Source organism: Haploplasma modicum ATCC 29102 (assembly GCF_000687835.1).
GTDB lineage: Bacteria > Bacillota_I > Bacilli_A > Acholeplasmatales > Acholeplasmataceae > Haploplasma > Haploplasma modicum.
In genome coordinates, this window is record NZ_JHYB01000002.1 from 327545 (window position 1) to 351876 (window position 24332).

The window sequence follows — 24332 nt, forward strand, 5'->3', positions numbered from 1 at the left end:
ATTAATAACTACCTTTCTTTTTTAAAAACTCAACAACTTCACTAATTAAATTATCAAGTTTATCTTCTTCTTTTACACTTATAGTAACTCTTAATAGTGGTTCAGTTCCACTTGCTCTTATTAAAAATAAATCATCGGTATCGAGTGAATTTTTAATTTTTTCTAAATAATCTAAAACTTCCCTATCTTTTAAAACATCTTTATTAATATTTTTAATATTAACAAGACTAAATGGATATAATTCTATTTCTTTTACGATATCTTCTAATTCAATTTTTTCTTCTTCTAAAAGTTTTAAAATAAACAATGAAGATAATAAACCATCACCTGAATGTAGAATATCTCTAATAATTAAATGACCACTTGACTCACCACCTAATGATAAATCATTATCAATTAATTCCTTACTAACATATTTATCACCAACATCAGTTAAAATATAATCAATATTTTTACTTCTTAATGCCTTTAAGATTCCTGGGTTTGTCATTTTGGTAACTACAACTGTATTTTTATTTAGCATGTTTTTATTTTTCAAATAATTTGCTATTAAATATATAATGTAATCACCATCGTAAGTTACTCCGTTTTTATCAATCATGAGCATTCTATCGCCATCACCATCATAAGAAAAGCCAATATCAATATTATTATTTTTAGCATATTCTCTAATATAGGAAAGATTAGTTGACCCACAGTTTAAGTTAATATTTAGACCATCCGGTTCAGATGCAAGTTGTACACTATTTTTAAAATATTTACTCATTACTTGTTTAGCAATTAAATAGTTTGCTCCATTAGCACTATCATAAACAACTTTAAGGCTACTTTCATTTAATCCTAATTTATCAATAACCTTTAAGTACTCTTTATTTATATCTAAAGATAATAAAAACTCACCCCAATTACTACCCTTTATAATCTCACTGTCAATGTATTTTTCCATGATAAGTTCTTCTTCAATAGTAGACTTATAACCACAATTAAAAACTTTTATTCCATTATCGGTATAAGGATTATGGCTTGCTGTAACCATTATTCCAGGAATTTCTTTAACCTTTGAATAATGAGCAATCATTGGTGTAGAAACAACTTTTGCAAAAACCACATTAATACCTACACTCATTGCACCATTTGCAATTGCATATGCTAACATCGGTGAAGAGTTTCTAGTATCATGACCTATTACAACTTGATTTTTATTATATGTCTCTCTTAAACTTTGTCCGATAGAAAATGCTATTTTTGAGTTTAATTCAGTAAAACTTTTTCCTCTAATTCCATCTGTACCAAAATATTTAGTAATCATTTTATGCTCCTATTCTCTCGTTTCAAAATTTTTATAAAACTTTTTGTTATTTTTGGATCAAAATAAACATTACTTAAATTCAATAGTTTATCAATTATATCATTAATCTCAGATTTTTCTACATCAAAATAGTTACTAACATAATCAGCTAAGCGAATAATTCTTGCATTAATAGGAATATTTTCTCCCTTTAAATTTTGCGGAAAACCTGTTCCATCATAATTTTCATGACATGAAAGTACATCATAAGCAACATTTAGGTGTGCTTTTGATGTTTGAAGTATTCTAAAACCAATAACTGTATGACCATATCTAGTTAAGTTAGGTAATTCATTAGTATTTTTGAACTCTTCTTTAATTTCTTTATCAAGACCGATTTTTCCAATATCATAGACTGTTGCTGCAAGTTTCAAATTCATTAATTCATCTTCACTAAACTTTAATTCTCTACCTATTTCTACAGTATATTTTAATACGTTTTTTTTCTTTTTGCTAGAATTTTTACTTGACTGAATTATTGATAAGTAATTTTCTATTTGTTTTTCGTTTGAATTCATTAATTTTTGATAATACATCTTATCTTCTGCTTCTTTTAAAGCTTCATCTAATGATTGATTTTCACTCTTTCTAACAATACCACTGGAAACAGATATACTAATATTTTTTACTGTTTTATCTTTTAAACTATCTTCCATTTTTTCTAACATTAATTCAAAATCATTGTGATTATTTGTTTCACTAATAATTAGTATTTCATCGCCACCAATTCTAAATGTAAGTGAATCAGTAAATGCTTCTTTAATTAAATCTGAAACTAAGATTAATAACTGATCACCTACATTATGACCAAATGCATCATTAAAGAACTTTAAACCATTAACATCTAAATAAATAACTGAACACTCTTTTTTAGTATCAAATTTTTTAGAATAAATATTGAAAAAACTACGATTATAAAATCCTGTCAGTCCATCATGATAACTTAAGTACTCTACTTCTTTTGTTTGTAAAATATCATTAGTTATATTTCTAGAAAAGACTGAAGTACCAATTACTTCATCATTATTTTTAATCAAATAATAATATTCCTCATAAAATAGATTATGTTCCTTTATTTCCAAATTAGAGTGATATTCACCTTTTTCTAATGCTGTTTCTAAAAATGACTTTTGAATACTTGCAATTTTTGGATGATTATCTAATAATTTAAAAAAATTATCCCCGACTTTAATATTAGAACCTGAATAAGAACGCATAATAATCTTGTGATGATCATTAAAACCTAAATAATTATAGTTTGAATCTAGAGTATAAATTTCTAAGTCCTCTACTATGTTGACGATTTGATTTAATAAGCGATTTTCATGATTAATTTTTTTAATTAAAATTTTCTTTTCATTAAATTTATAAAGTAATATTTGAACAATTATTCCAATTAGGTTGTTTAATATTTGATAGATTATAAATGTCAAAAAAACCGTCGCCGACAGTTTATTATAAAAACCAAAGAATATAATACCCGATAAAGAAAATAGATTTACGATTAAACTAAAAATAGTTGCTTTAAGTAATTTATTATTATACTTGCTATTTTTCATTATTCTTTGCCAAACAATACCAATTAAAATTGCATAGACGATTTCAAATACTCCCATATACGTACCTGTTCCGCCAATAAATAATCTAACTATTATTGCTGTAATAAATGGCAAAATGCTGACTGCAGGCCCAAAAAAAGCTCCACTTATTCCAAGAACAATACTTCTTGAATCAAAATAGTAAATATTTCCAAAACGATATGAACTAGACATAATTATAATAATAATTCCTGAAATAATTAAACTTAGTCCTATTTTTGATCCTTTTGACTCTAATTCAGGATTTAATAAATTAACTAGTGAGGCAAAAACAATAATAACACTCATATTTAATACAATTAAATAATATCTGGAAAAAAATATTAATAGTTCACCCATTGTAATCCCCCTTATAATTAATTACTATAAATTATATTTATATTATAACATTTTTTAAATAATACTATTAATCTATTGACAATTATTCAATATATGATAAAATACTCATATGATTAGTTATTCATATGTGGAGGTTATTTATGTTAGATGAAAAAATAATTATTAAAGCAAGTAATTTATTTAAAGTAATATCTGATCCTACAAGAATTAGAATTCTCGAATCTCTTAAAAATGGCGAATTATCAGTAAATGAGATAGTTGAAAGTTTAAATATTAGTCAAAGTGCTATTTCACATCAACTGAGATTACTGAGAGAAAATAATTTAGTCAAAACAAAGAGAGTTGGAAAAAATATCTTTTATTCAATCTCCGATAATCATGTCTCACTAATCTTAGAACAAACTTACGAACACGTTACAGAGGAGAATTGTCATGAAATTAAAAAATGAAGAAACAAGTAAAAAAGTTATTATTCCATTAAAGGAACACGAACACGAACATGAACACCACAATGTAAAATTATTTTTTATTTTATATTTAGTAGGTCTAGTAATATTTATAGTTACACTATTTTTCAAAATGGGTAACAATGTAACAATATTTGGTAATACTTTTAATAATAAATATATTCTTATACCCGTATATTATTTAATATTATTTTTATCTGGTTTTCATGTTATTGAAGAGGGTATTGAAGATACAATTAAAAGCACTAAAAAGAAAAAGAAATTTACACCTAATGTCCATATTCTAATGTTACTTGCGGCAATTGGTGCACTAATTATCGGTGAATATATTGAAGCAGTGCTACTTATACTAATTTTTGCAGGTGCGCATTTTCTTGAAGATTTTGCCAGTGAAAAAAGTACTAAGGAAATTAAAAAATTACTAAACCTTAACAAGTCAAAAGCACTTTTAATTAATGAAGATGGTTCTTTTAGTGAAGTTGCTAGTGATACTTTAAAAATAGGTGATAAAGTTAGAGTTTTAAATGGAAGTTCTATTCCTTCAGATGGAATAATAATTGAAGGACATTCAGAAATCAATGAGGCAAACATAACAGGTGAATCTATCCCTACTTACAAAAAAGTTGGTGATCAAGTATTTGGAAGTACGATTAACGGCGAAGGTTTATTAATTGTTGAAATTAATAAAAATAGTGATGAAACTGTTTTAGCAAAAATAATTGAGCTTGTTAGTCAAACTCAAAATGATTTAAGTAAAACAGCAGTTTTAATCAAAAAGATAGAACCTATTTATGTTAATATTGTTTTAATTTTTGCTCCAATATTTTTCTTACTAGGGATGTACCTATTTAAATGGGACAGGGACATTGCCTTCTACCGTACCATGGTTTTACTAATCGGTGCTTCTCCTTGTGCTCTTGCAGTTACAGATATACCAGCAACTCTATCAGCAATTTCAAATTTAGCTAAAAATGGTATTCTATTTAAAGGAGGATCATACCTAGAAAATATGGCAGACTTAGATGTTGTTGCGTTTGATAAAACAGGAACACTTACAACAGGTTATCCAATTGTAACTGATGTAATTAGAGTAAAAGATAGTAATGTTAGTTTTCATGATAATATCATTTATCATATGGAGAGTAACTCAAATCATCCACTAGCAAAAGCTCTAACAAGCCATTTTAATAAAGGTGAAAATCTAAATTTAGAAGTTGTAAATATGATTGGTTTAGGTGTTCATACTACTTATAACAACAATGATTATCAAATATTCAAACCACTTGATGAAGATTTTGAAAATGAAAATATAAATTCAATAATTAGCACCCTACAAAATGATGGTAAGACTGTTGTTATCTTTAAAGAAAATAATATTACTATTTCAATTATTGGTTTAATTGATAATATAAAAGAATCAAGCATTGATGCGATAAAAGAACTAAATAATTTAAATATAGAAACAGTAATGATCACAGGAGATGCTAAAAATACTGCTAAAACGATTGCTAATAAGCTAAATATTACTACAGTTCATGCTAATGTATTACCTACTGAAAAAGCCTCAATTATTAAGTCATATCGTGATAATAACAAGGTTATTTCTATGGTTGGAGATGGGATAAACGATGCTCCTGCTCTTGCTACAAGTAATATTGGTGTAGCAATGGGTAGTGGAACTGATATTGCTATTGATGTAGCTGATGCTGTTTTAATGAAAAATGATTTGAACAAATTTGTTTATACATATAAGGTTGCTAAAAAGTTAAAAAGAGTTGTTATTCAAAATATTATATTTGCAATGACTGTTGTTTTATTCTTACTTGTTACAAATATTTTAGGAATTATGGAAATGCCACTTGCAGTTGTGATTCATGAAGGTAGTACTTTAGTCGTTATTTTAAGTGGACTTAGATTACTTAAAACTATAAAAAAATAAATATAGACGCTTATTAGCGTCTTTTTTTTACAATAAAAGAACTCTAATTAAATATTAATTAAAGTTCTTTTCAATGTTTTGTAAAATTATTTTATTGTTAATACCTGAGCTAAAACCACCAAGTGAACCATCTTTTTTTATCACCCTGTGACATGGAATAATAATTAAGATAGGATTTTTTCCAATCGCATTACCTACTGCCCGCGAGAGTTTGATATTACCCATTTTTTTAGCAATATCACTATATGATACGTTAATTCCATATGGAATTTCTAATAGTTTATTCCAAACATCAATTTCAAATTTTGTTCCACTAAATTTTATTTTTAGATTAATTTTTTTACTTTTATTATTAAAATAATTATTAAACTCTAACCATATTGAATGTTTATATTTATCGTTAATTTCCGTTAATTGGTCATTTTTAAAATCATTTAAATTTGTATTTATGTATATAATATTTTTATCATCATCTATTACTACATAAAGTGGTATTGTTAAATTATCTAAATAATAATAATTATATTTTTTATTCATAACTTAAATTTTCTAATTTAACATTATCTAAGATAATAATTTCTCTTTGACCATTTAACTTAATTATCTTATTATTTTGAAACTCACTTAATTTTCTACTAAGTGTTTCTTTACTCATTCCAAGACTTGATGCAAAATCTGATTTAGAAATTGGTAAGATAATCTTTCTACTCTTAAACTTAAGTAAAGCATCTGCAATTCTTTTAGTTACAGAGTATAGATTAATATTTTCTATCGTATTTTCAGCTTGGTATAATCTGTCACTTAATTCTTCAATTATTTTAAAACTTATTGTCTCTTTTCCAATTAAGGCATTTCTTAAATCTTTGCTAGTAATTGTACAAAGACTTGTATCTTCTAAAAATATTGCAAAATTATCTGCTGGACTATTTTTAAAAAGACTCTTTTCACCGAGAAAGTCACCTTCTTTTAAAATTCTAATTACTTGCTCATCGCCATTAAATGAATATCTTACAATCTTAATTTTTCCCTTATTAATTATATATAAGGAATCAATTAAGTCGCCTTGATTAAATAAGTAACTACCTTTTTCATAGTTTTTAGTCTTGGCGAGTTTTGAGACATCTAATTGCTCTAAATAAGTTAAGGTTTTAAAAATTGGAACTTTAGCAACACATAGTTCACTTTTATTTTCTAAACAACAATGCATATTATCACCTGCATTTAGTATATCACAAATTTTTAGTTATAGAAGTCTAACGAAATGCTATCAATAAATTTCTTTGTTCTTTGTTCTTTTGGATTACTGAAAATCTGTAGTGCACTACCTACCTCAACAATCTCACCTTCATCAATTACTACAACTTCATTACTAAACTTTTTTGCAAATTCCATTTCATGCGTTACTATTATCATATTCATTCCTTGGTTTGCTAAATCTTTCATTACTATTAAAACTTCTTTAATCATCTCAGGATCAAGTGCACTAGTTGGTTCATCAAACAAAATAACTTCTGGTTTCATTGTAAGTGCACGTGCAATCGCAACTCTTTGCTTTTGGCCACCTGATAATTGATTAGGATAATTATCTTTTTTATCAAATAAACCAACTTTTTTTAAGTAACTTTCAGAGATTGCTGTTGCTTCATCTAAACTTTTACCCAAGACATCTATTTGTGCAATATTTAAATTTTGCGTAATAGTTAAATGTGGAAATAAATTAAAGTTTTGAAAAACCATTCCAACTTTTTTACGGTGTTCAATTAAATTAAAGTCTTTGTCTAAAATATTATTATTTTTATATATTATCTCACCATCAGTTGGTTTTTCTAATAAATTAAGTGTACGAAGCAAGGTACTTTTACCCGATCCACTTGGACCAATGATAGTTGTAACACCTTCATTAATATATAGATTGACACCATTTAAGGCTTTTGTCCCATTTTTAAATTCTTTTTTTACATTTTTTATTTCAAATATTTTATTTTTCATCTTTAAGACCTAACTTTCTTTCATACATAGTCATTAGTTTTGATGTTGATAATGTAAGTACTAAATATAGTAGTGCTGTAACAATATAAACTTCTTTGATTTGATATGTTTGAACCTTTACAATACTTGCTGCATACATCAATTCTGCAACTCCTAAATACATAAAGATTGATGTTTCTTTAATCATTGTTACAAACTCATTACCAAGTGATGGAATAATATTTTTAACTGCTTGAGGTAAAATAATTTTTCTCATGACTTGTTTATCATTAAATCCTAGACTTAATGCCGCTTCTTTTTGTCCCGTATCAATTGAGTTAATTCCCCCTCTAATAATTTCAGAAACATAAGCACTTGAATTAATAAGTAAAGCAATAACACCTGGAATGAAGCTAGATAAATCAATTCCAAGTACTAAGATTACTGGCAACTTGAATAATGAATAAATTAATAATACTTGGACTAAAAGTGGTGTTCCTCTAATGATTTCAACATATCCCTTACTAATTGTATTAATAAATTTATTATCAACTATTCTACCTAATGCAACGAATAAGCCAATTAAACTACCTAGGGTTACTGACAGTAATGCTAATACTATTGTCATTAATAAGCCTTGTAGTAATATCTTTACATAATCGATGTTAAAGATAAATGAGAATGGAAAACTTTTTTCTACTATTTCATCACCTAAAATTGCATCATTAATAATTTGTTCCATTTTACCTGTATCAATTAGATTATTAATAACATAGTTTATTAAGTTTAATAACTCTACATTACCCTCAGATACCGCAACCGCTGTTCCATCTTCACCAGTACCAACAGTAAAGTTAAGCAGCGATAAATCTTTATTATTTTTTATAAAACTTGATGCAACCGGAGTTTCTAAAATTACTGCATCTAGTTTATCATCTTTAAGTTGCATGATTAGATCAGTTACATTCTTTAAAAATACGGTATTACTTTGGTTCATATCTGCTTCAACAATTTCTTGTTGAATCGATCCAAGTTGTGCTCCAACTTTTATTTTGTTATTATTTAAGTCTTCTACACTATTAAATTTATCTTTACTCTTATTATTAATGATAACTGAATGTGTAGCTTCATAATAAACATCAGAAAAATCTACAATAAGTTCACGTTCAGGTGATGGATTCATTCCCGATATTACAAAATCAACTTTATTATTTACTAGATCATCTAATAAAAAGTCAAAATCTTTATTAACTATTTTTAAATTTTTCCCTGCTGCTTTAGCAATTTCCTTAGCAAGTTCAATATCAATACCAACTAATTCCATTTTACCGTTTACTTTTTTAGGTGATTCATAAGGTGGATAGTCAGCTGATGTTCCCATTACTAAATATTCTTTATATGAATCATCTAAGATATATGTATAAATATTTTTACTACTACATCCTACAAGCAGGAATACACTTGATATAATTAAAACTAAAATCATTATTTGTTTCTTCATTTTCTTCTTCTCCTTTAAAATAAAAAAAATCCCTAGACATTAATTAATGTCTAAGGACGTAAATTTACGCGGTACCACCTTAGTTCTAGTTTCCTAGCACTTATAAATTCGTTTACGCCGAAATACGTTTAGGCCTCAAATAACTTCGACCTAACAACTCCAGATCACGTTCATTAATTGTAATTACTAATTCACACTAACCATTAGCTCACTTAAAATTCTAAATTAATTACTACTATCCTTCATAGTCTTTAGCAACAATTATACATACTTTTTATAACATTGCAAGATATTTATTTAGTTATTATCCTTTTTTACTACTATTTTATTAATGTTTTCGTAATCTTCCCCATCCATCTGCATAAAAGTACTATCTAGTGATGTTATAGTTACTTCTTTAGTTTCAATTACTTTCACATATTTTTTAAACATAGTATGTATACCTAGATAAATTGTAGGCATTAAAAATGGTACTAAATATCTTGGTGCATCTTTAACAATAACAACATTTAGCATTTCATTATTTCTGTTGGCTTTAGGTGCAATTTTCATTCCCCCACCTAAATACTTATCATTCATAACAACAACAAGCCAAGCCTTATCGACAATAATATTTTGGTTTTCAGTATCGACGGTAATTTTACCTGGTTTATGTTCACGAAATGCTTCTAGCGCATGACGAAAATAATTAAGTTTATTTTTTCTAAATCTTGAATTATTTACTTTACTTACAGTAAGTCCATCAAGACCTAGTCCTACACCGTTTAGAAAATATTTTTCTTGATCATCAAATGATACAGTAGGTAATACTCTAAGGTATTCTTTGATACTTACTATTCCTTTTTTATGCTTAATACTTCTAGCAAAATCATTACCAGTTCCTGAGCGATATAAACAAATATCAGGAATAATCTCTTTTCCTTTTACTTCATTTATTAATTTATTTAAAGTTCCATCTCCACCGATTATGATGAATCTATCTACAACTTGGTTTTCTTCAATAAAGTCATGAATGTTAGTAATTTCTAAGATATTAACTAATCTAAACTCTCTTTTTTGTTTTAAGAGTTGTTTTGATAATTTTTCAACACTTTTTTGTCCTTTACCATTTCTAGATAGTGGATTAAATAATATGACGTCCATTATTTAACTATTAAAAGACCTGTACGTCTTTTTCCTCTTTGAACAATAATATATTTATCAAACAATAAGTTTGTATTATTAATTTTATAGTTAACATCATAAACTTTCTCGCTATTTAATAAAATAGCACCATTTGAAATAAATTCTCTTGCTTCACGGTTTGAACTTGCAAGTTTCAATTCTTGAATTACTGAAATAAGTGATGAATCTAATTCAACTTTCCTTGTTTCTAAAACTTTTTCTAGTGTTTTAAAGGCTTTTTCATTTAAACTAGCAAAATCACCAGTGAATAGTGATTCCGTAACTAGTAATGCTTCTTTTAACGCTTCTTCACCATGAATAAATTTAGTTACTTCCTCTGCTAATCTTCTTTGAGCAACACGTTTTTCAGGCTCTAATTTTGCTTGTTCTTCAAGACTTAATATTTCATTACTATCAAGTAATGTTAAAGTTCTTAAGTATTTCGAAATATCACTATCTGATGTGTTAAAGAAATATTGATATACTTCATATGGACTTGTTAGTTCTTCATCTAACCAAATTGCACCTGATTCACTTTTACCAAATTTTTGACCATCTGATTTTAATAAGAGTGGAGATGTAAGCCCAACTGCATCATTTTCTCCTAATGTTTTTCTAATTAATTCTAATCCCGAAGTAATATTTCCCCATTGATCTGAACCACCAAATTGCATTTTAACATCCATTGTTTGGTATAAGTGAAGGAAATCTAGTGCTTGAATTATCATGTATGAAAATTCAGTATATGAGATACCTGTTTCAAGTCTTGATTGTACATTTTCTTTAGATAGCATATAATTAATATTAAAATTCTTTCCATAATCTCTAAGGAAAGTTATCATATTAATATCTTTAATCCAGTCATAGTTATTTACATATATTGTTTTTGATTCATCTAAAAATCTAGAAATTTGTTTTTTAATTAAATTAGCATTTTCTAAACTTTCTTCTAATTTCAATAATTGACGTTCACTAGTTTGTCTTGGATCACCAATTAAACCTGTCCCACCACCAATTAAAACAACTGGAGTATGACCATAATTTTGTAATAATTTCATTCTAACTATTTGTACTAAATGACCAACAGTAAGTGATTTTCCTGTTGGATCAAATCCACAATAAAATCTAATGCTATTTTCATTTAATAATTCTTTAACTTTTTCTACATCACTAACATCTTTTATTAAATCTCTAAAGATTAACTCATCATATAATTTCATAAATAATTCTCCTTTAATTTTAAAAAAAATACGTCCAAAGAAAAAATCTAAGGACGTAGAAATACGCGGTACCACCTTAGTTCTAGATATAATCTAGCACTCATTATAGTATGTCTCCGTATTCGTAATTCAGTTATAGACTTCTTCTTATTTTCACCACCATAAGATCTCTTGATTAGGATTCTATACCTTACTTTTAATACTTCACCGACTATTTAATTTTTGTTGATTCTCTATAAATTATCTTGTGTGGAAGAATAATCTTGATTTGATCAACTTTTTCATTATGCATCATTTGTGTTAATAATTGCATTGAACTTGCACCAATTTCATATACTGGAATATTAATTGATGTTAATTTTGGTCTTGAAAGTTCTGCATATTTAGTGTTTTGGAACCCTGCAACATGTAAATCTTCAGGAACTTTCTTACCATGTTCAATTGCACTATTCATAAATGAAACAGCAATTGAGTCACGCACACCGATTGCAGCATCAACTTTCTTGTCATCAAAAAATGTTTCAAAGTGAGGTCTATTAATCTTAGTGTCACCACTTGTTCTAAAGATATTTGGTACAAGTCCTGCTTCTTCCATCGCTTCAATATAACCTTGTTCTTTAAGGTCATTTGTTGCATATCTTCTAGTTGTTGATAATAAATATACTTCTTTTGTATTATCATCAATAATTGCTTTCGTAATTTCATAACCAGCTTTTTTATAGTCAATATTTACTGCTGCAACTGTTGGATCTTCAGATGCAACGTTAGCAAAAACAAAAGGAGTATTATTATTGTTAAATATTTTCTTAACTTTGGCAACTTCTGCTTCAGTTAATTCATCATTTAAATATAAAACACCGTCAACTTGTTCAGCAATAATATTGTGTAATTCATCAGAAATATCTGCAAATTCATCAATTGTAAATAATTTTATAGAGTATTTATATTTTCTAGCGATATCACTAATACCACCAAGCATTTCTGCAACAGAAGCTCTTGTCATATCAGATACGATAACACCTACTGTTGTTGTTTTTCTACTTGCTAATCCTCTAGCTATCACATTAGGACGATATCCTAACTCTTTAATTACACGTAAAACACGTTCACGAGTTTCTTTCTTCACTTTATCCGGATTATTTAAAACTCTCGATACAGTAGCTAAACTAACACCTGCTGCACCAGCGACATCATATATAGTTGCATTATTAGCCATGAATCTCACCCCTTTGCTACAATTATTTTACCATAAAAAGAAAGGGCCTTCAAGCCCTTCCATAATTTATCGTTTTTCTTTAATACGAGCTGCTTTAGCTGATAGAGTACGGATGTAGAATAGTCTAGCTCTTCTAACTTTACCACGTCTTACAACTACGATACTATCGATTGTTGGTGCATGTAGAGCAAATGTTCTTTCAACACCAATACCGTATGATATTTTTCTAACTGTAAATGTTTCAGAAATACCTCCACCTTGACGTTTAATTACTAAACCTTCAAACATCTGGATTCTTTCTCTGTTACCTTCTTTAATTTTTACGTTAACTTGAACGTTATCTCCAGCTTGGAATGCTGGAACTTCTTTTAAATAAGATTCTGTTACTTTATTAAGTAAGTCTTGTCCTTTTAATTTTGACATTATTTTTCCTCTTTCCTCTTCTTTGCTCATAGAATTTTATCTAGCGGAACAAAAGTTTTTATTTTTTCATATATTTTTCTTTTATTTTTAATTCCTCTTTACTTAGAGGAGTCTTAACTATTAAGTCCGGTCTTTTTTCTTCAGTAACTTTAATGCTCATGTATTTTCTATAAAGATCAATGTTTCCATGATGACCACTAACTAAAACACTTGGAACATCATATCCCTCAAAACTTTCAGGTTTTGTATACTGTGGATATTTTAACCGATCATTAGATAATGAATCAGTTGTGTGAGATTCTTCTTGAATAACACCTGGTAAAAGTCTAACAATAGCATCAGATACTATCATTGCTGGTATTTCACCACCAGTTAAGACATAATCACCAATTGATATTTCATAGTCAACAAACTCTAGGACTCTTTGGTCTATTCCTTCATAATGTCCACAAAGTAAAATCAAGTGTTTATCTTCCAAAGCAAATTTAGTTGCTGTTTCTTGATTATAAAGGTTTCCTTGTGGAGTAAGAAAGATTACTTTAGTGTCTTTAGTTTTTAGTTCTTTGATAATTCTATAAAATGGTGGGAATGTCATTAACATTCCAACGCCTCCACCATAAGGTGTATCGTCTATTTGTTTATGTTTATTATCACTATAATTTCTTAAATCATGAATGTTAATTTTAACAATATTACTTTCAATTGCTCTTTTAACAATTGATGTTGTTAAAAATTCATTAAAAAAATTAGGAAAAATCGTAACAATATCAATAATCATAATAATCCCTCAATTGGTTTTATCATAATCTTTGTATCAGTAACTTCTACAATAAATTCATCAACAAAAGGTATTAAAATCTTCTTATCTTCATTATATATTTCTAAAAGTTTTCCGTGTGGTAACTCAACTATATCAGTTACTTTACCAATATAACTATTATCATTAACGTTATATACTTCTAAATCATACAATGATTCATAATAAAATTCATTTTTATTAAGCTTACCTCTAGTATTACTATAGATAATTAATCCTCTAAAGTCTAAGACTTCATTTATATTATTAAATTCTTTAAATTTAACAATTAAATTATTAACTTGATTTTTAATGTTTTCTACTGTTAGTTCTATTTTTTGATTATCTTTTACAATAAACATTTTTTCATTTTTTTTAAATCGATCAAAGTCACTTAAACTAACTACTTTAAGTTCACCCTTAATTCCATGGGTTGTTGTTATTTTTCCAATTTCAAACATATAGCTTAAAATGCATCAATGTCGATTTGAACTCTTTTATTTTCTTTAGTTGCTCCAGCATATACAATTGTTCTAATTGCACTTGCTATTTTTCCACCTTTTCCAATAACACGTCCTAAATCGTCTTTGTTAACCATAACTTGAATTGAAATATTGTCACTATCATTTGACAACGTTTTGACAACAACATCTTCTGGGTTTGTTACTAATGGCTCAATCATGTTTTTTACTAAAACTTCAAAATTTACTGCCATTCAAATCACCCCTTTCAATTACTTGTCTAATACGTTGTATTTTTTAAATAAGCTCTTTACTGTATCAGTTGGTTTAGCACCTTGTGCATACCATTTGTTAATTTTTTCACTATCAACTGCTACTTTGTTTGTTAGTGGATCATATGTCCCAATAATTTCTAAGAATTTTCCATCTCTTGGTGCTTTTGCATCACTTGCAACTACACGGTAAAAAGGTTTTTTATTTGATCCATAACGTTGTAATCTAATTTTAACTGCCATTTATATTCACTCTCTTTCATTTATTTCTATATCATTATAACAAAATAAAAAACAATGTCAAGCCTTTTTACTTAACATTGTTACTAATTTGATAATTTACTTCTTCATTATAGCTTTCCGACTTCTCAAATTTTAAAAAACCTTTAACATTTTTTAATTGGTTAAAATAATTTTTCTCTCCACTTTTTTCCCCATAAAATGTTGCATAGTTCATTTTCTTAGAAACATAGCTTACATTTACAGGTAATGTTTCAATTTTTTTAATAATATGATTACCTTTGAAGTAAATAATATATAACATTCTTTCAATATCCACAACTATTAACTCCTTTTTTACTAATCATCCCATATTCATTTGGATAAGGAATATAAGATGAAATACTATTTGTTATTTTTTTTATAAATTCATTTATTTGATGTTCTATTAAGGTATTTAGTCTTAATTGTTCAATAAATATCGGTTGACTAAATAATTCTTTACTATAATTTGAATATTTTTCTGAGATTTCTTTAAAATCTGGATGATATGTACCATATGATAATACTTCTTCAAAGGCAACTTTATATTCATTAATTTTAATTAATTCATCTTTATAGTTTTCTTTAATTTCCTTATTTATTTTAAGGTAATCTATATAATTTTTATCCATTCTTAACTCATCTAAATAATCATAAGCAAGCATTGTTAAATTTGTCATAATAGTTCATCCTCATCAAAAATTCTATATTCACCAGGTTTTAGGTCACCTAGTTTAAGTTTACCAATTTGAATTCTTTTTAAATTTATTACATTCATCTCTAAAGCTTTAAACATTCTTTTGACTTGGTGAAATTTACCTTCATCGATTGTAATTTCGAATAAATTTTCACCAATTTTGATGATTTTTAAGGCTTTGGCTAAAAAATCAACATTATCTTTATCTTTTATTATAACACCATCTAACATTTTTTCGTAATTTAAATTTGTATTATCAGTTAAAACTTCATAAATTTTAGCTATTTTACTATTAGGGCTTGTTATTTTATGTGCAAAACTACCGGTATTTGTTAAGATTAATAATCCTTCACTATCTAGATCTAGTCTTCCAGCAATCTTTAAATCATATTTGTCAAATGGATCTTTAATTAAACTTACAACAACCTCATGTAGGTTATCACTATTTGCCGATAGATAACCTTTTGGTTTATAAATCATTAAATTTAAATTTTTAAAATATGGTACTAAAATATTATTATAAAATACTTTGTCTTTCAGAGGATTTACTTTAAAATGGCTATCAGTAATAATCTTATCATTAATTTTTACTAAACCTTTTTTAATATCGATACCTATATTACTTCTACTACCATATTTTAGATTACTTAGAAACTTATCAATGCGCATTTTAACTCCTTTATGTTATAATACCTACTGAGGTGTTATTATGATATTAATGGATGATATAATTAGAGAAGGACATCCGACTTTAAATAAAAAAGCCAAAGATGTTCCAGAAATTTTATCAATAAATGATAAAAAATTAGCAAAAGAAATGCTTGAGTTTGTTTTAAATTCACAAGACCATGAAATAGCGACAAAATACGATTTAAGACCTGCAGTTGGTATTGCTGCTCCACAATTAGGTATTGAAAAAAGAATTTTTGCTATTTCAGTTGAAGATTTTGATAATGTATTATATGAATATATTTTACTTAATCCAACTATGGAAATAATTGATGACAGTCTAATCTATTTACCTGGTGGTGAAGGTTGTCTTAGTGTTGATAGAGTAACTGAAGGTTTGACTCCAAGATACAATAAAGTTAAATTTAAAGCATTAAGATATGAACCAAAAGCTGATATTGTTGTTCCAGTTGAAATTACAGTTAGTGGTTATATCGGTATTGTTTTCCAACACGAATACGATCACTTAGAAGGTGTTTTATTCACGGAAAAACTTTTTCCTAAATTAGAAAATGCAAAGCCTGCATTTGAAATTATTTCAGATTAAAAATAATCTTTAATGCGCTAATTTGACTTTCAAGTATTTCATTTAGTGTAGGAACTCTTTTAGGTTCATTATTAAAGATTTTACTACTATAATTAAGTAAAATTGATTTATCTTTATTTGGTAAGAGTTTCTTGTAAAAAGGAACTCTTTTTTCTTCGCCCATATCAAAGAGATTGCTAAATCTTTCGTCTAATAAAATATCTCCTTGGTATTTATCACGTAAAAGTCGCTTGAATAAATCAAGTGTATTTATCTTGCCATATCCTAGCAATTCAGGATTGTTATTCTTATCTGAATCATTGGCTACAACTAAATTAAAACTTCCTTTAAGCGTTCTATATGCTACTAAAACAGACTCTTTGTTTTGAACAATCAGACTTGGATTAAAAATAAAGCTTAAATTTGAATATTTTGCTTTTTTTAAGAGATAGTTAAAAGTACTAGTTTTTTCATCTTTTGTATTAACTAACAAATTAATTTTTTTTAGTTTAGCATATTTTACTATTTTATCAATACTATAATTTATTGCATCATACTCTTGTATTACATTATTTATTTTAGGCAGGTTTAAAAAAACATTATTTACTTTTAATAATTGTGCAAAGTCAATTGTCTTATAATAATTTTCTAAAACTTTTATAACTTCTTCTTCATTATAAATATCATACCTTAAAATATTGGGATCAAGTGCGAAAATATTTATTTTTTCATCTTTAAAGCTTAAATTAATGTTTTCTAAGTCTTCACTTGTTAAGTCATATATCTTCTTATCAAATATATTTCTTAAGATAATGTTAGTTATGCTTAAAGACTTTGCGGTATTAACTTGTGTATCTAAATCATTGCCATAAAAATCAACATAACTAATTATTTTCATTATTTTCCCCCTAAATACATTAATATCGAACCAGCAACAACTACATTTAGCGATTCAACTGTAGAGGTTTTAATAGTGATTTTTTTATCTGCAAGAGCTATTACTTCACTACTTACGCCACTACCTTCATTTCCTAATACTAAAACAGCTTTTTCATCAAAACTAATTGATTCATCACCATTCAGTAATGTCACATAAATATTAAATCCTTTAACTTTCAATTCTTTAATTTTTTCAATAACATTTAGTCTTTCAATTTTAAGTTGAAAGATTGAGCCCTGGGATGCTCTTATCACTTTATCGTTATAGATATCAGCAGATTTTTCGGATAAATAAACTTCCTTAAATCCAAATGCTGAGGCACTTCTAAGAAGCGCACCTACATTATTCGGATCTTGAACATCTTCTAATATTAATATTTTATCACTTTTGATATTTAAAACAGACTTTTTAACTACAGCGACCCTCTCACTTGGACTTTCTGTAAAACTAATTTGTTTCATTATTTCCTTACTAATTAAAGTTCCTGATTTTTGGTTGTTTGTTGTATAGATTTCTTTAATAAGATTATATTTATTAGCTTCTTCAATTAAATGCTCACCAAACACTAAAAATTCATCAAACTCGGTTTGATATTTTTTTTGTTTTAACTTAATTAAATGTTTAATCTTTAAATTATCTTTAGAAATAATCATTTTTCTCTCCAATTATTAAAACTTTCTGTAAAACTAAAGCCATACATACTAAAATCAATTTTTTCTTCTTCGTGAACATAAAAACTCATAATATTATCAATTGCATTTTGAATTAATGGTTCAAAATCAAATCTTAATTCTTCTTGTAATGCTCTTTTGATTGTTGGATTAATAATCGGACTCTTTGGTACATAAATACTACAACAATCATTAAAAGGTCTAACTGATATATTATATGTATCGATTTTTTTAGCAATATCTATTACATCGGATTTATCATATGTAGCAAGTGGTCTAATTATTGGAATATTTGTGACATTTTCTACTACCTTCATACTCGATAAGGTTTGACTTGCAACTTGACCAACTGATTCACCATTAACTAATACATCAATATCATGATTATTAGCATATGTTTCTGCAATTTTATACATAATTCTTCTCATTATTGTAATAACATATGAATCACTAATGTTATTTAAGATTGCTTCGTGAATCTTGAAAAATGGCACAACATGTAATCTAATTTTACCGTTTGGTAAGAATTTTGCAAGTTTACCTGCTAAATCACTTACTTTATTAATTGACTCAAGTGGTGTAAGTGGTGTTGATTCAAAATGAATTAACTCAACTAATATTCCTTGCTTAATAGCAAGCGCTGCAGCTACTGGACTATCAATACCCCCACTCATCATTAGTAATCCTTTGCCCGCAATCGTTGCTGGAAAACCACCCATGCCTTTAATACTACTTAAATACATAAATACTTGATCTAATCTGATATTGATATTTAAGATTACTTCAGGATTTTTAACATCAACTACTAAATTATTTGTTTCCTTTAAAATCATTGGAGCAATCTCTTTTGTAAATTCTTGACTTGTTAAGTAATAGTTTTTATCTGCTCTTTTTGATTCAATTTTAAAACTATATTTTTTATTATTATCTAATTCTTTCTTTAAAACACTTAAAGCAAGTTCTTTAATATCTTCTAAATCTTTGGTTGTTGTATAAACAACACTAAAAGAATGAATTCCAGGAATCTCTTTTAGTCTTTTAATTACTTCTAGTTCTAATTTCTCATCAAATTCTAAAAAGAATTGATCATGTCTTAAATCAAAACTAACTTCTAAATTTTTAAATTTATTTTTGGTATGATGAACTAATTTATTAATAAATAATTTCTTATTTTTTCCTTTTAACATTAATTCACCAAATCTTACTAAAACTTTCATCTAATCACCTTATTTATTTTACCATATTTTAATTTAAAAAGAAAAATAGAAACTACACAATGTATAATTTCTATTTATAAATTAATTAATCAAAACTAGCATAATCATCATATAATCCCCAATTGGTATCTCTTGTACTTTCATGAATGACGATTGCTAATTTACGAATTATTGAGTTTACGGTTGTATTATAAATATAATAGTTAAGTCCTGTAAAACTATCATCAATATTTTTCATATCAGGTATTTTATTAATTTCAATTTCTTTTAAGGGACTAACATCAATTTTATTTATAACCAAATTATCAAAAAAAACTAAACTATCGTTTGTCTTTAAATAATTAAAGTCACCCTCAAGTGTTTGGGATAATTGACTAATAACATAACTACTTTTTTCATCAACTAGTTCAATTTGATTATCTTTTATATACGTATTTAAGAATCCAATATACAATAACGTTAAAACTAATGCAAAAAATAAGTAAGAAAAGACTACAAATAAATATATTTTTATATTGCTATTTTTCATAAATATCCCCACTTCTATCTTTTATAGCCTAATTATACTATATATTTATTATTTAAGTCTATAAATTATATTTTTCTTGACTTTAGTATATTTTCGTTATAAAATAATACATGCGGTAAAAAGCAGGCCTTAAGTCTTAGAAATATAATCTCTTCCCTATAGGGGCACTAAGTAATCTTCTACTGCTTTAAGATGAAATGGACAATGAGATTAGTTTTAAGATAAAAAGGTAACTTTTATTCGCCTATAAAATAACAAGGAGGAAAAAGTTATGTCAAGATTTACAGGATCAACATGGAAAGTATCAAGACGTTTAGGTTATTCAATTTCTGAAACAGGAAAAGAATTACAAAAACGCCCATACGCTCCAGGACAACACGGTAACAAACGTGCCAAATTAAGTGACTATGCACTTCAATTACACGAAAAACAAAAAGTTAGATTTACATATGGTGTTTCAGAAAAACAATTCCATAAAACTTTTATTGAAGCAGCAAAACTATCAGGTAAACACGGTGAAAACTTCTTAAGATTATTAGAATCAAGATTAGACAACGTAGTATACAGATTAGGTTTAGCAGCAACTCGTGCACAAGCAAGACAAATCGTAAACCATGGCCACATCTTAGTTGATGGTAAAAAAGTAGATATTCCATCATACAGATTACAACCAGGACAAAAAGTTTCATTAAAAGAAACTTCAAAAGGATTAGTTATTGTTAAAAATGCATTAGAATCACGTTTTAGTAAAGTTGAATATGTTGACTTCAACCAAGATACATTCGTTGGAACATTCGTAAGATATCCAGAAAGAAATGAATTCTTAACTGAAATTAACGAACAATTAATCGCAGAATTCTACAGTAGATAATACTAAAAAAATAATAGACCATTTTATAAGTGGTCTATTTTTTCTTTTTATAGTTCTTTTAGCGCTGAAACCATATCAATTTTTTTAATTTTAATGATCATTATTAACTCGACTAATATAGTAGCTAAAATTGTTAAAACAATAGATATCAAATATGTATATATAGATATTCTACGGCCCATCATCATATTAGGCTCATCGACATTAATTATGACATATCTTTGTAGTATTAAACCTAGTGGTATTCCAAAGATTATTCCAACTAAGGTCATGATATTTATTTCTCTAAAGATATAACTTGATACTTCGGTATTTTTATATCCTAGTACTTTTAAAGTCGATAATTCCTTTTCACGCTCACTAATATTAACGTTTGTAAGGTTATAAATAATTATAACTGCAAGAAAGACTGCAGCAAGAACTATTACAATTGCAAGTAAGATAACTTGTCCTAGTAATCTATCCTTTGAAGCAATTTCTTCACTGTTAAAGTTCACATTAATTACATTACTATTTATAAAAAATGAATCATTAACGTCTTCTTTAATAAAGTTTTTGTCTATTACTAAGACTTTATTTGGTTTATAAGTTTCATTAAAGTATTCCTCATAATAATCCTTTGACATAAAAATATAGTTATTCAAATAATTTTCTGTTATACCAGTAATTTTTATTCCTGTTGTTTTAGAAAGTTCTAAGTAATCATTTACTTTTAGCTTTAAATAATATGATATTTGTTCTGTAATAACGATACCGTCATTTCTTATTTCTAGGATCTCATTAGTTTTTCTATTTCTAAGTGTTATAAATTCATTTACTTGCTTATCAGTAACTATTAGACTTACATAAAAATCATCATTTGTTCTTACACTTTTCAGCACATGTGTTGTTTCATATATAGCAATATTGTTACTGTAATTATCATTTAAAAAAACTTCAAACTCACTAGTTAAATTAGTAATATCAACAGAATAATCATAGTTATTAATTTCATCATATTGGATTTTTGTTACTGCTTTGATTGAATCAATTAAGGCAAGACCTGTAAATACTAAAGCTAAGGAACCTGCAATACCTAAAACAGTCATGATAAAATGATTAGGATATCTAAATAAGTTTCTAAGACTTGATTTGTATTTAAACTTTAGACGGTTCCAAAAAAACGGAATTTTTTCTAAAATAATTCTTTTCCCATATTTAGGTGCTTTAGGAAGTAACATCGCTGCAGTATTTTGGCGTAAATTTTTCTTAATAGCAAAAACTGTAGTCACTAAAATACTTAATATAATAACTAATAGATAAATGATATTACTTAAGGAATAAACATTTAAATTAAGTATTGGTACAAAAAAGATGCTTGAAAATGCACTATTAACAATTGAAGGAATTAACCTAAAGCCAAATGTATAACCTAAAAGTGAACCTAAGATTCCTACTAAACTTGCATACATTAAGTATTTACGATAAATTGCTCCTTCATCATAACCAATCGCTCTTAAAATACCTACTTGAGTTCTTTCTTCTTCAATCATTCTAGTCATTGTTGCTAATACTACTAAAATTGAGACAATAAGAAAAAATAGTGGGAAAATTTTTGTTATTGTATCAACCTTTAAAACAAATGTTTTATAAGTTTGATAACTAAGATTACTACTTCTTGTAAGGACATAATTTGTCACATCACTAGCTTTTAACTTATGTTCTAAGTGTTGATTAATAACTTCTAATCTATTTATCTTTATAAGATTTAAATCTTCTTCTAATTTTACTGTATAACTATCTATTAGATCATCATACTTACTACGAAATTGATTTATTGTTTTACTTTTATTTACAAGTCCAAAAATGTTTGTATAAAATGAATTATCGATATTAAAATTTTTATAGAAAATTGCCTTTATTGCTTTTTTTGATGTAAATGAATATATTTGTTCTTTTGTAAAATAACTAGTATTAGCAACAATACCTACAATTTTATAAGTTATACCTGTAATTACTACTTCATCTTCTAATTGAAAATCATCCAAATAATTACTTTTACGTTCAACTAAAATTTCATTATCACTTAAGGGTAACCTACCTTCAATTATTTCTAATTTATTAATTAGTGCATTATTAATATCATATTCATAAAGTAGGATACTTAGAACTTTTGAATCCTTAGTTGCTATTTCATCTTTTACATTATACCCTTCAAATAATATCTCAGTATCATATTTATCATTTAAATATAAAACATTATTACTATCAAAGCCAATTGTAGAGGCTAAATTAAAATCGAAGGTGTTATACTCATTAAATACATCGGTCATACTCATTTGCATATTAGGTGTCGTTACTAATAAACCTGTAATTACCCCAGAAGATAACATAACAATACTTATCATGGCAAGAAAACGACTAATATTATCTTTAATTGCTTTAAAACTATTTTTCCAAAATGTTTTTAGCATTACCATTCAATATCCTCAATTGGTTTTGGTGAAGCATTAGTAACATTACTTGTTATTTCTCCATTTTTAACAGTAATCACACGATCTGCCATGTCTTTTATCGCTTGATTATGAGTAACAACAATAATAGTTTTATTATGGTTTTTTGAAGTGTCATAAAGTAATCTTAAGATTTTTTTACCAGTTTGATAATCTAGTGCTCCGGTTGGCTCATCACAAAGTAAAATCTTAGGATTTTTAGCTAAAGCACGAGCAATTGAAACTCTTTGTTGTTCCCCACCAGATAGTTGAGCTGGAAAATTATCCATACGGTCATCTAAGCCAACGTCTTCTAAAACTTGTTCAACATTTAAGTGATCTTTTGTAATTTCAACTGCAATTTCAACATTTTCTTTTGCAGTTAAGTTGGGCATAAGATTATAAAACTGAAAAATAAAACCAACATTATGTCTTCTAAACATTGTTAATTCTTTTTTATTCATTTTAGCAATATCAATTCCATTAATCATCACTACACCATTAGTTGGATTTTCCATTCCCCCTAAAATATTTAAAAGTGTAGTTTTACCAGCACCAGATGAACCTAGTATTACTGCAAATTCACCCTCATTAATATTAAATGAAATTAAATTGTTTGCTACAATAATTTTTTCACCAATTACATATTCTTTTACTAAGTCTAATACTTCAATCATTGCCATAAAAGTCTCCTCCTTATTTATCTTT

27 protein-coding genes and 1 other annotated feature are annotated in these 24332 nt (G+C 26.8%); of the genes, 4 read left to right on the forward strand and 23 right to left on the reverse strand.

From position 1 onward, the window contains the following. Position 1 precedes the first annotated feature (1 nt). Positions 2–1309: a phosphohexomutase domain-containing protein gene (locus tag T352_RS0101620; protein ID WP_026391481.1), complete on the reverse strand. Its 1308-nt coding sequence runs from the start codon at positions 1307–1309 to the stop codon at positions 2–4. Continuing rightward, positions 1306–3285 (reverse strand): diguanylate cyclase domain-containing protein, encoded by a 1980-nt coding sequence (locus tag T352_RS0101625; protein WP_162151093.1) that lies wholly within the window; start codon positions 3283–3285, stop codon positions 1306–1308. The genes T352_RS0101620 and T352_RS0101625 overlap by 4 nt, the downstream gene beginning before the upstream one ends. A gap of 140 nt (positions 3286–3425) precedes the next feature. Between T352_RS0101625 and T352_RS06100 the strand changes: the two genes are divergently transcribed. Then, the gene (locus T352_RS06100) at positions 3426–3734 is read left to right on the forward strand and encodes an ArsR/SmtB family transcription factor (protein WP_162151094.1); all 309 of its coding nucleotides are present in this window, start codon (positions 3426–3428) and stop codon (positions 3732–3734) included. Further along, entirely contained in the window at positions 3718–5691 is a 1974-nt protein-coding gene (locus T352_RS0101635) for a heavy metal translocating P-type ATPase (RefSeq protein WP_026391483.1), read from the forward strand. The genes T352_RS06100 and T352_RS0101635 overlap by 17 nt, the downstream gene beginning before the upstream one ends. A 54-nt stretch (positions 5692–5745) precedes the next feature. On the opposite strand, the gene T352_RS0101640 is transcribed toward T352_RS0101635, so the two are convergent. The 15 genes from T352_RS0101640 to T352_RS0101710 all read right to left on the reverse strand — a co-directional run bounded on the left by T352_RS0101640 (position 5746) and on the right by T352_RS0101710 (position 16339). After that, complete coding sequence (locus T352_RS0101640; RefSeq protein WP_026391484.1) at positions 5746–6228, reverse strand: methylated-DNA--[protein]-cysteine S-methyltransferase; 483 nt, start codon at positions 6226–6228, stop codon at positions 5746–5748. Then, positions 6221–6898 (reverse strand): Crp/Fnr family transcriptional regulator, encoded by a 678-nt coding sequence (locus tag T352_RS0101645; RefSeq protein WP_026391485.1) that lies wholly within the window; start codon positions 6896–6898, stop codon positions 6221–6223. The genes T352_RS0101640 and T352_RS0101645 overlap by 8 nt, the downstream gene beginning before the upstream one ends. Before the next feature lie 32 nt (positions 6899–6930). After that, positions 6931–7680 carry an amino acid ABC transporter ATP-binding protein gene (locus tag T352_RS0101650; protein ID WP_035344763.1) on the reverse strand — a complete coding sequence of 250 codons (750 nt, stop codon included), beginning with the start codon at positions 7678–7680 and terminating at the stop codon, positions 6931–6933. Beyond that, a complete protein-coding gene (locus T352_RS0101655; protein ID WP_035344765.1) occupies positions 7670–9160 on the reverse strand; it encodes an ABC transporter substrate-binding protein/permease in 1491 nt (496 codons plus the stop codon). Before T352_RS0101655 ends, T352_RS0101650 begins: the two co-directional genes overlap by 11 nt. A gap of 49 nt (positions 9161–9209) precedes the next feature. Then, positions 9210–9415: a binding site (T-box leader), on the reverse strand. Positions 9416–9457: 42 nt separating this feature from the next. Further along, positions 9458–10303, reverse strand: a complete 846-nt coding sequence (locus T352_RS0101660; protein WP_026391488.1) for a diacylglycerol/lipid kinase family protein — start codon at positions 10301–10303, stop codon at positions 9458–9460. After that, positions 10303–11544, reverse strand: a complete 1242-nt coding sequence (gene tyrS, locus T352_RS0101665) for a tyrosine--tRNA ligase (RefSeq protein ID WP_026391489.1) — start codon at positions 11542–11544, stop codon at positions 10303–10305. Before tyrS ends, T352_RS0101660 begins: the two co-directional genes overlap by 1 nt. 211 nt (positions 11545–11755) lie before the next feature. Continuing rightward, complete coding sequence (locus T352_RS0101670) at positions 11756–12760, reverse strand: LacI family DNA-binding transcriptional regulator (RefSeq protein WP_026391490.1); 1005 nt, start codon at positions 12758–12760, stop codon at positions 11756–11758. Between the two features lie 66 nt (positions 12761–12826). Beyond that, positions 12827–13183, reverse strand: coding sequence for a 50S ribosomal protein L19 (rplS, locus tag T352_RS0101675; RefSeq protein ID WP_026391491.1), 357 nt, complete (start codon positions 13181–13183; stop codon positions 12827–12829). A gap of 58 nt (positions 13184–13241) precedes the next feature. After that, positions 13242–13961: a tRNA (guanosine(37)-N1)-methyltransferase TrmD gene (gene trmD / locus T352_RS0101680; protein WP_026391492.1), complete on the reverse strand. Its 720-nt coding sequence runs from the start codon at positions 13959–13961 to the stop codon at positions 13242–13244. Continuing rightward, positions 13958–14440 carry a ribosome maturation factor RimM gene (gene rimM / locus T352_RS0101685; RefSeq protein ID WP_162151095.1) on the reverse strand — a complete coding sequence of 161 codons (483 nt, stop codon included), beginning with the start codon at positions 14438–14440 and terminating at the stop codon, positions 13958–13960. Before rimM ends, trmD begins: the two co-directional genes overlap by 4 nt. 5 nt (positions 14441–14445) lie before the next feature. Further along, a complete protein-coding gene (locus T352_RS0101690; protein WP_026391494.1) occupies positions 14446–14694 on the reverse strand; it encodes a KH domain-containing protein in 249 nt (82 codons plus the stop codon). 18 nt (positions 14695–14712) lie between these two features. Beyond that, complete coding sequence (gene rpsP / locus T352_RS0101695) at positions 14713–14955, reverse strand: 30S ribosomal protein S16 (RefSeq protein ID WP_026391495.1); 243 nt, start codon at positions 14953–14955, stop codon at positions 14713–14715. Between the two features lie 67 nt (positions 14956–15022). Then, the gene (locus T352_RS0101700) at positions 15023–15271 is read right to left on the reverse strand and encodes a DUF2129 domain-containing protein (RefSeq protein ID WP_026391496.1); all 249 of its coding nucleotides are present in this window, start codon (positions 15269–15271) and stop codon (positions 15023–15025) included. Further along, entirely contained in the window at positions 15261–15653 is a 393-nt protein-coding gene (locus tag T352_RS0101705; RefSeq protein WP_162151096.1) for a hypothetical protein, read from the reverse strand. The genes T352_RS0101700 and T352_RS0101705 overlap by 11 nt, the downstream gene beginning before the upstream one ends. Beyond that, entirely contained in the window at positions 15650–16339 is a 690-nt protein-coding gene (locus T352_RS0101710; protein ID WP_162151097.1) for a pseudouridine synthase, read from the reverse strand. The genes T352_RS0101705 and T352_RS0101710 overlap by 4 nt, the downstream gene beginning before the upstream one ends. Positions 16340–16379: 40 nt before the next feature. Here T352_RS0101710 and T352_RS0101715 point away from each other — a divergent pair, with 40 nt between their 5' ends. Further along, positions 16380–16946 (forward strand): peptide deformylase, encoded by a 567-nt coding sequence (locus T352_RS0101715; protein WP_026391499.1) that lies wholly within the window; start codon positions 16380–16382, stop codon positions 16944–16946. On the opposite strand, the gene T352_RS0101720 is transcribed toward T352_RS0101715, so the two are convergent. The 4 genes from T352_RS0101720 to T352_RS0101735 form a co-directional block, all read right to left on the reverse strand. Beyond that, positions 16933–17823 carry a hypothetical protein gene (locus T352_RS0101720; RefSeq protein ID WP_026391500.1) on the reverse strand — a complete coding sequence of 297 codons (891 nt, stop codon included), beginning with the start codon at positions 17821–17823 and terminating at the stop codon, positions 16933–16935. The genes T352_RS0101715 and T352_RS0101720 overlap by 14 nt on opposite strands. Continuing rightward, positions 17823–18518, reverse strand: coding sequence for a TrmH family RNA methyltransferase (locus T352_RS0101725; protein WP_026391501.1), 696 nt, complete (start codon positions 18516–18518; stop codon positions 17823–17825). The genes T352_RS0101720 and T352_RS0101725 overlap by 1 nt, the downstream gene beginning before the upstream one ends. After that, entirely contained in the window at positions 18515–19753 is a 1239-nt protein-coding gene (gene thiI, locus T352_RS0101730) for a tRNA uracil 4-sulfurtransferase ThiI (RefSeq protein ID WP_162151098.1), read from the reverse strand. The genes T352_RS0101725 and thiI overlap by 4 nt, the downstream gene beginning before the upstream one ends. An 85-nt stretch (positions 19754–19838) precedes the next feature. After that, a complete protein-coding gene (locus T352_RS0101735; RefSeq protein WP_026391503.1) occupies positions 19839–20282 on the reverse strand; it encodes a hypothetical protein in 444 nt (147 codons plus the stop codon). A gap of 271 nt (positions 20283–20553) precedes the next feature. On the opposite strand from T352_RS0101735, the gene rpsD reads away from it, so the two are divergent. Continuing rightward, complete coding sequence (rpsD, locus tag T352_RS0101740; protein WP_026391504.1) at positions 20554–21153, forward strand: 30S ribosomal protein S4; 600 nt, start codon at positions 20554–20556, stop codon at positions 21151–21153. Between the two features lie 47 nt (positions 21154–21200). Here rpsD and T352_RS0101745 read toward each other — a convergent pair whose 3' ends face one another. Continuing rightward, complete coding sequence (locus tag T352_RS0101745) at positions 21201–23612, reverse strand: ABC transporter permease (RefSeq protein ID WP_026391505.1); 2412 nt, start codon at positions 23610–23612, stop codon at positions 21201–21203. Continuing rightward, a complete protein-coding gene (locus T352_RS0101750; RefSeq protein ID WP_026391506.1) occupies positions 23606–24307 on the reverse strand; it encodes an ABC transporter ATP-binding protein in 702 nt (233 codons plus the stop codon). Before T352_RS0101750 ends, T352_RS0101745 begins: the two co-directional genes overlap by 7 nt. Between the last annotated feature and the right edge of the window lie 25 nt (positions 24308–24332).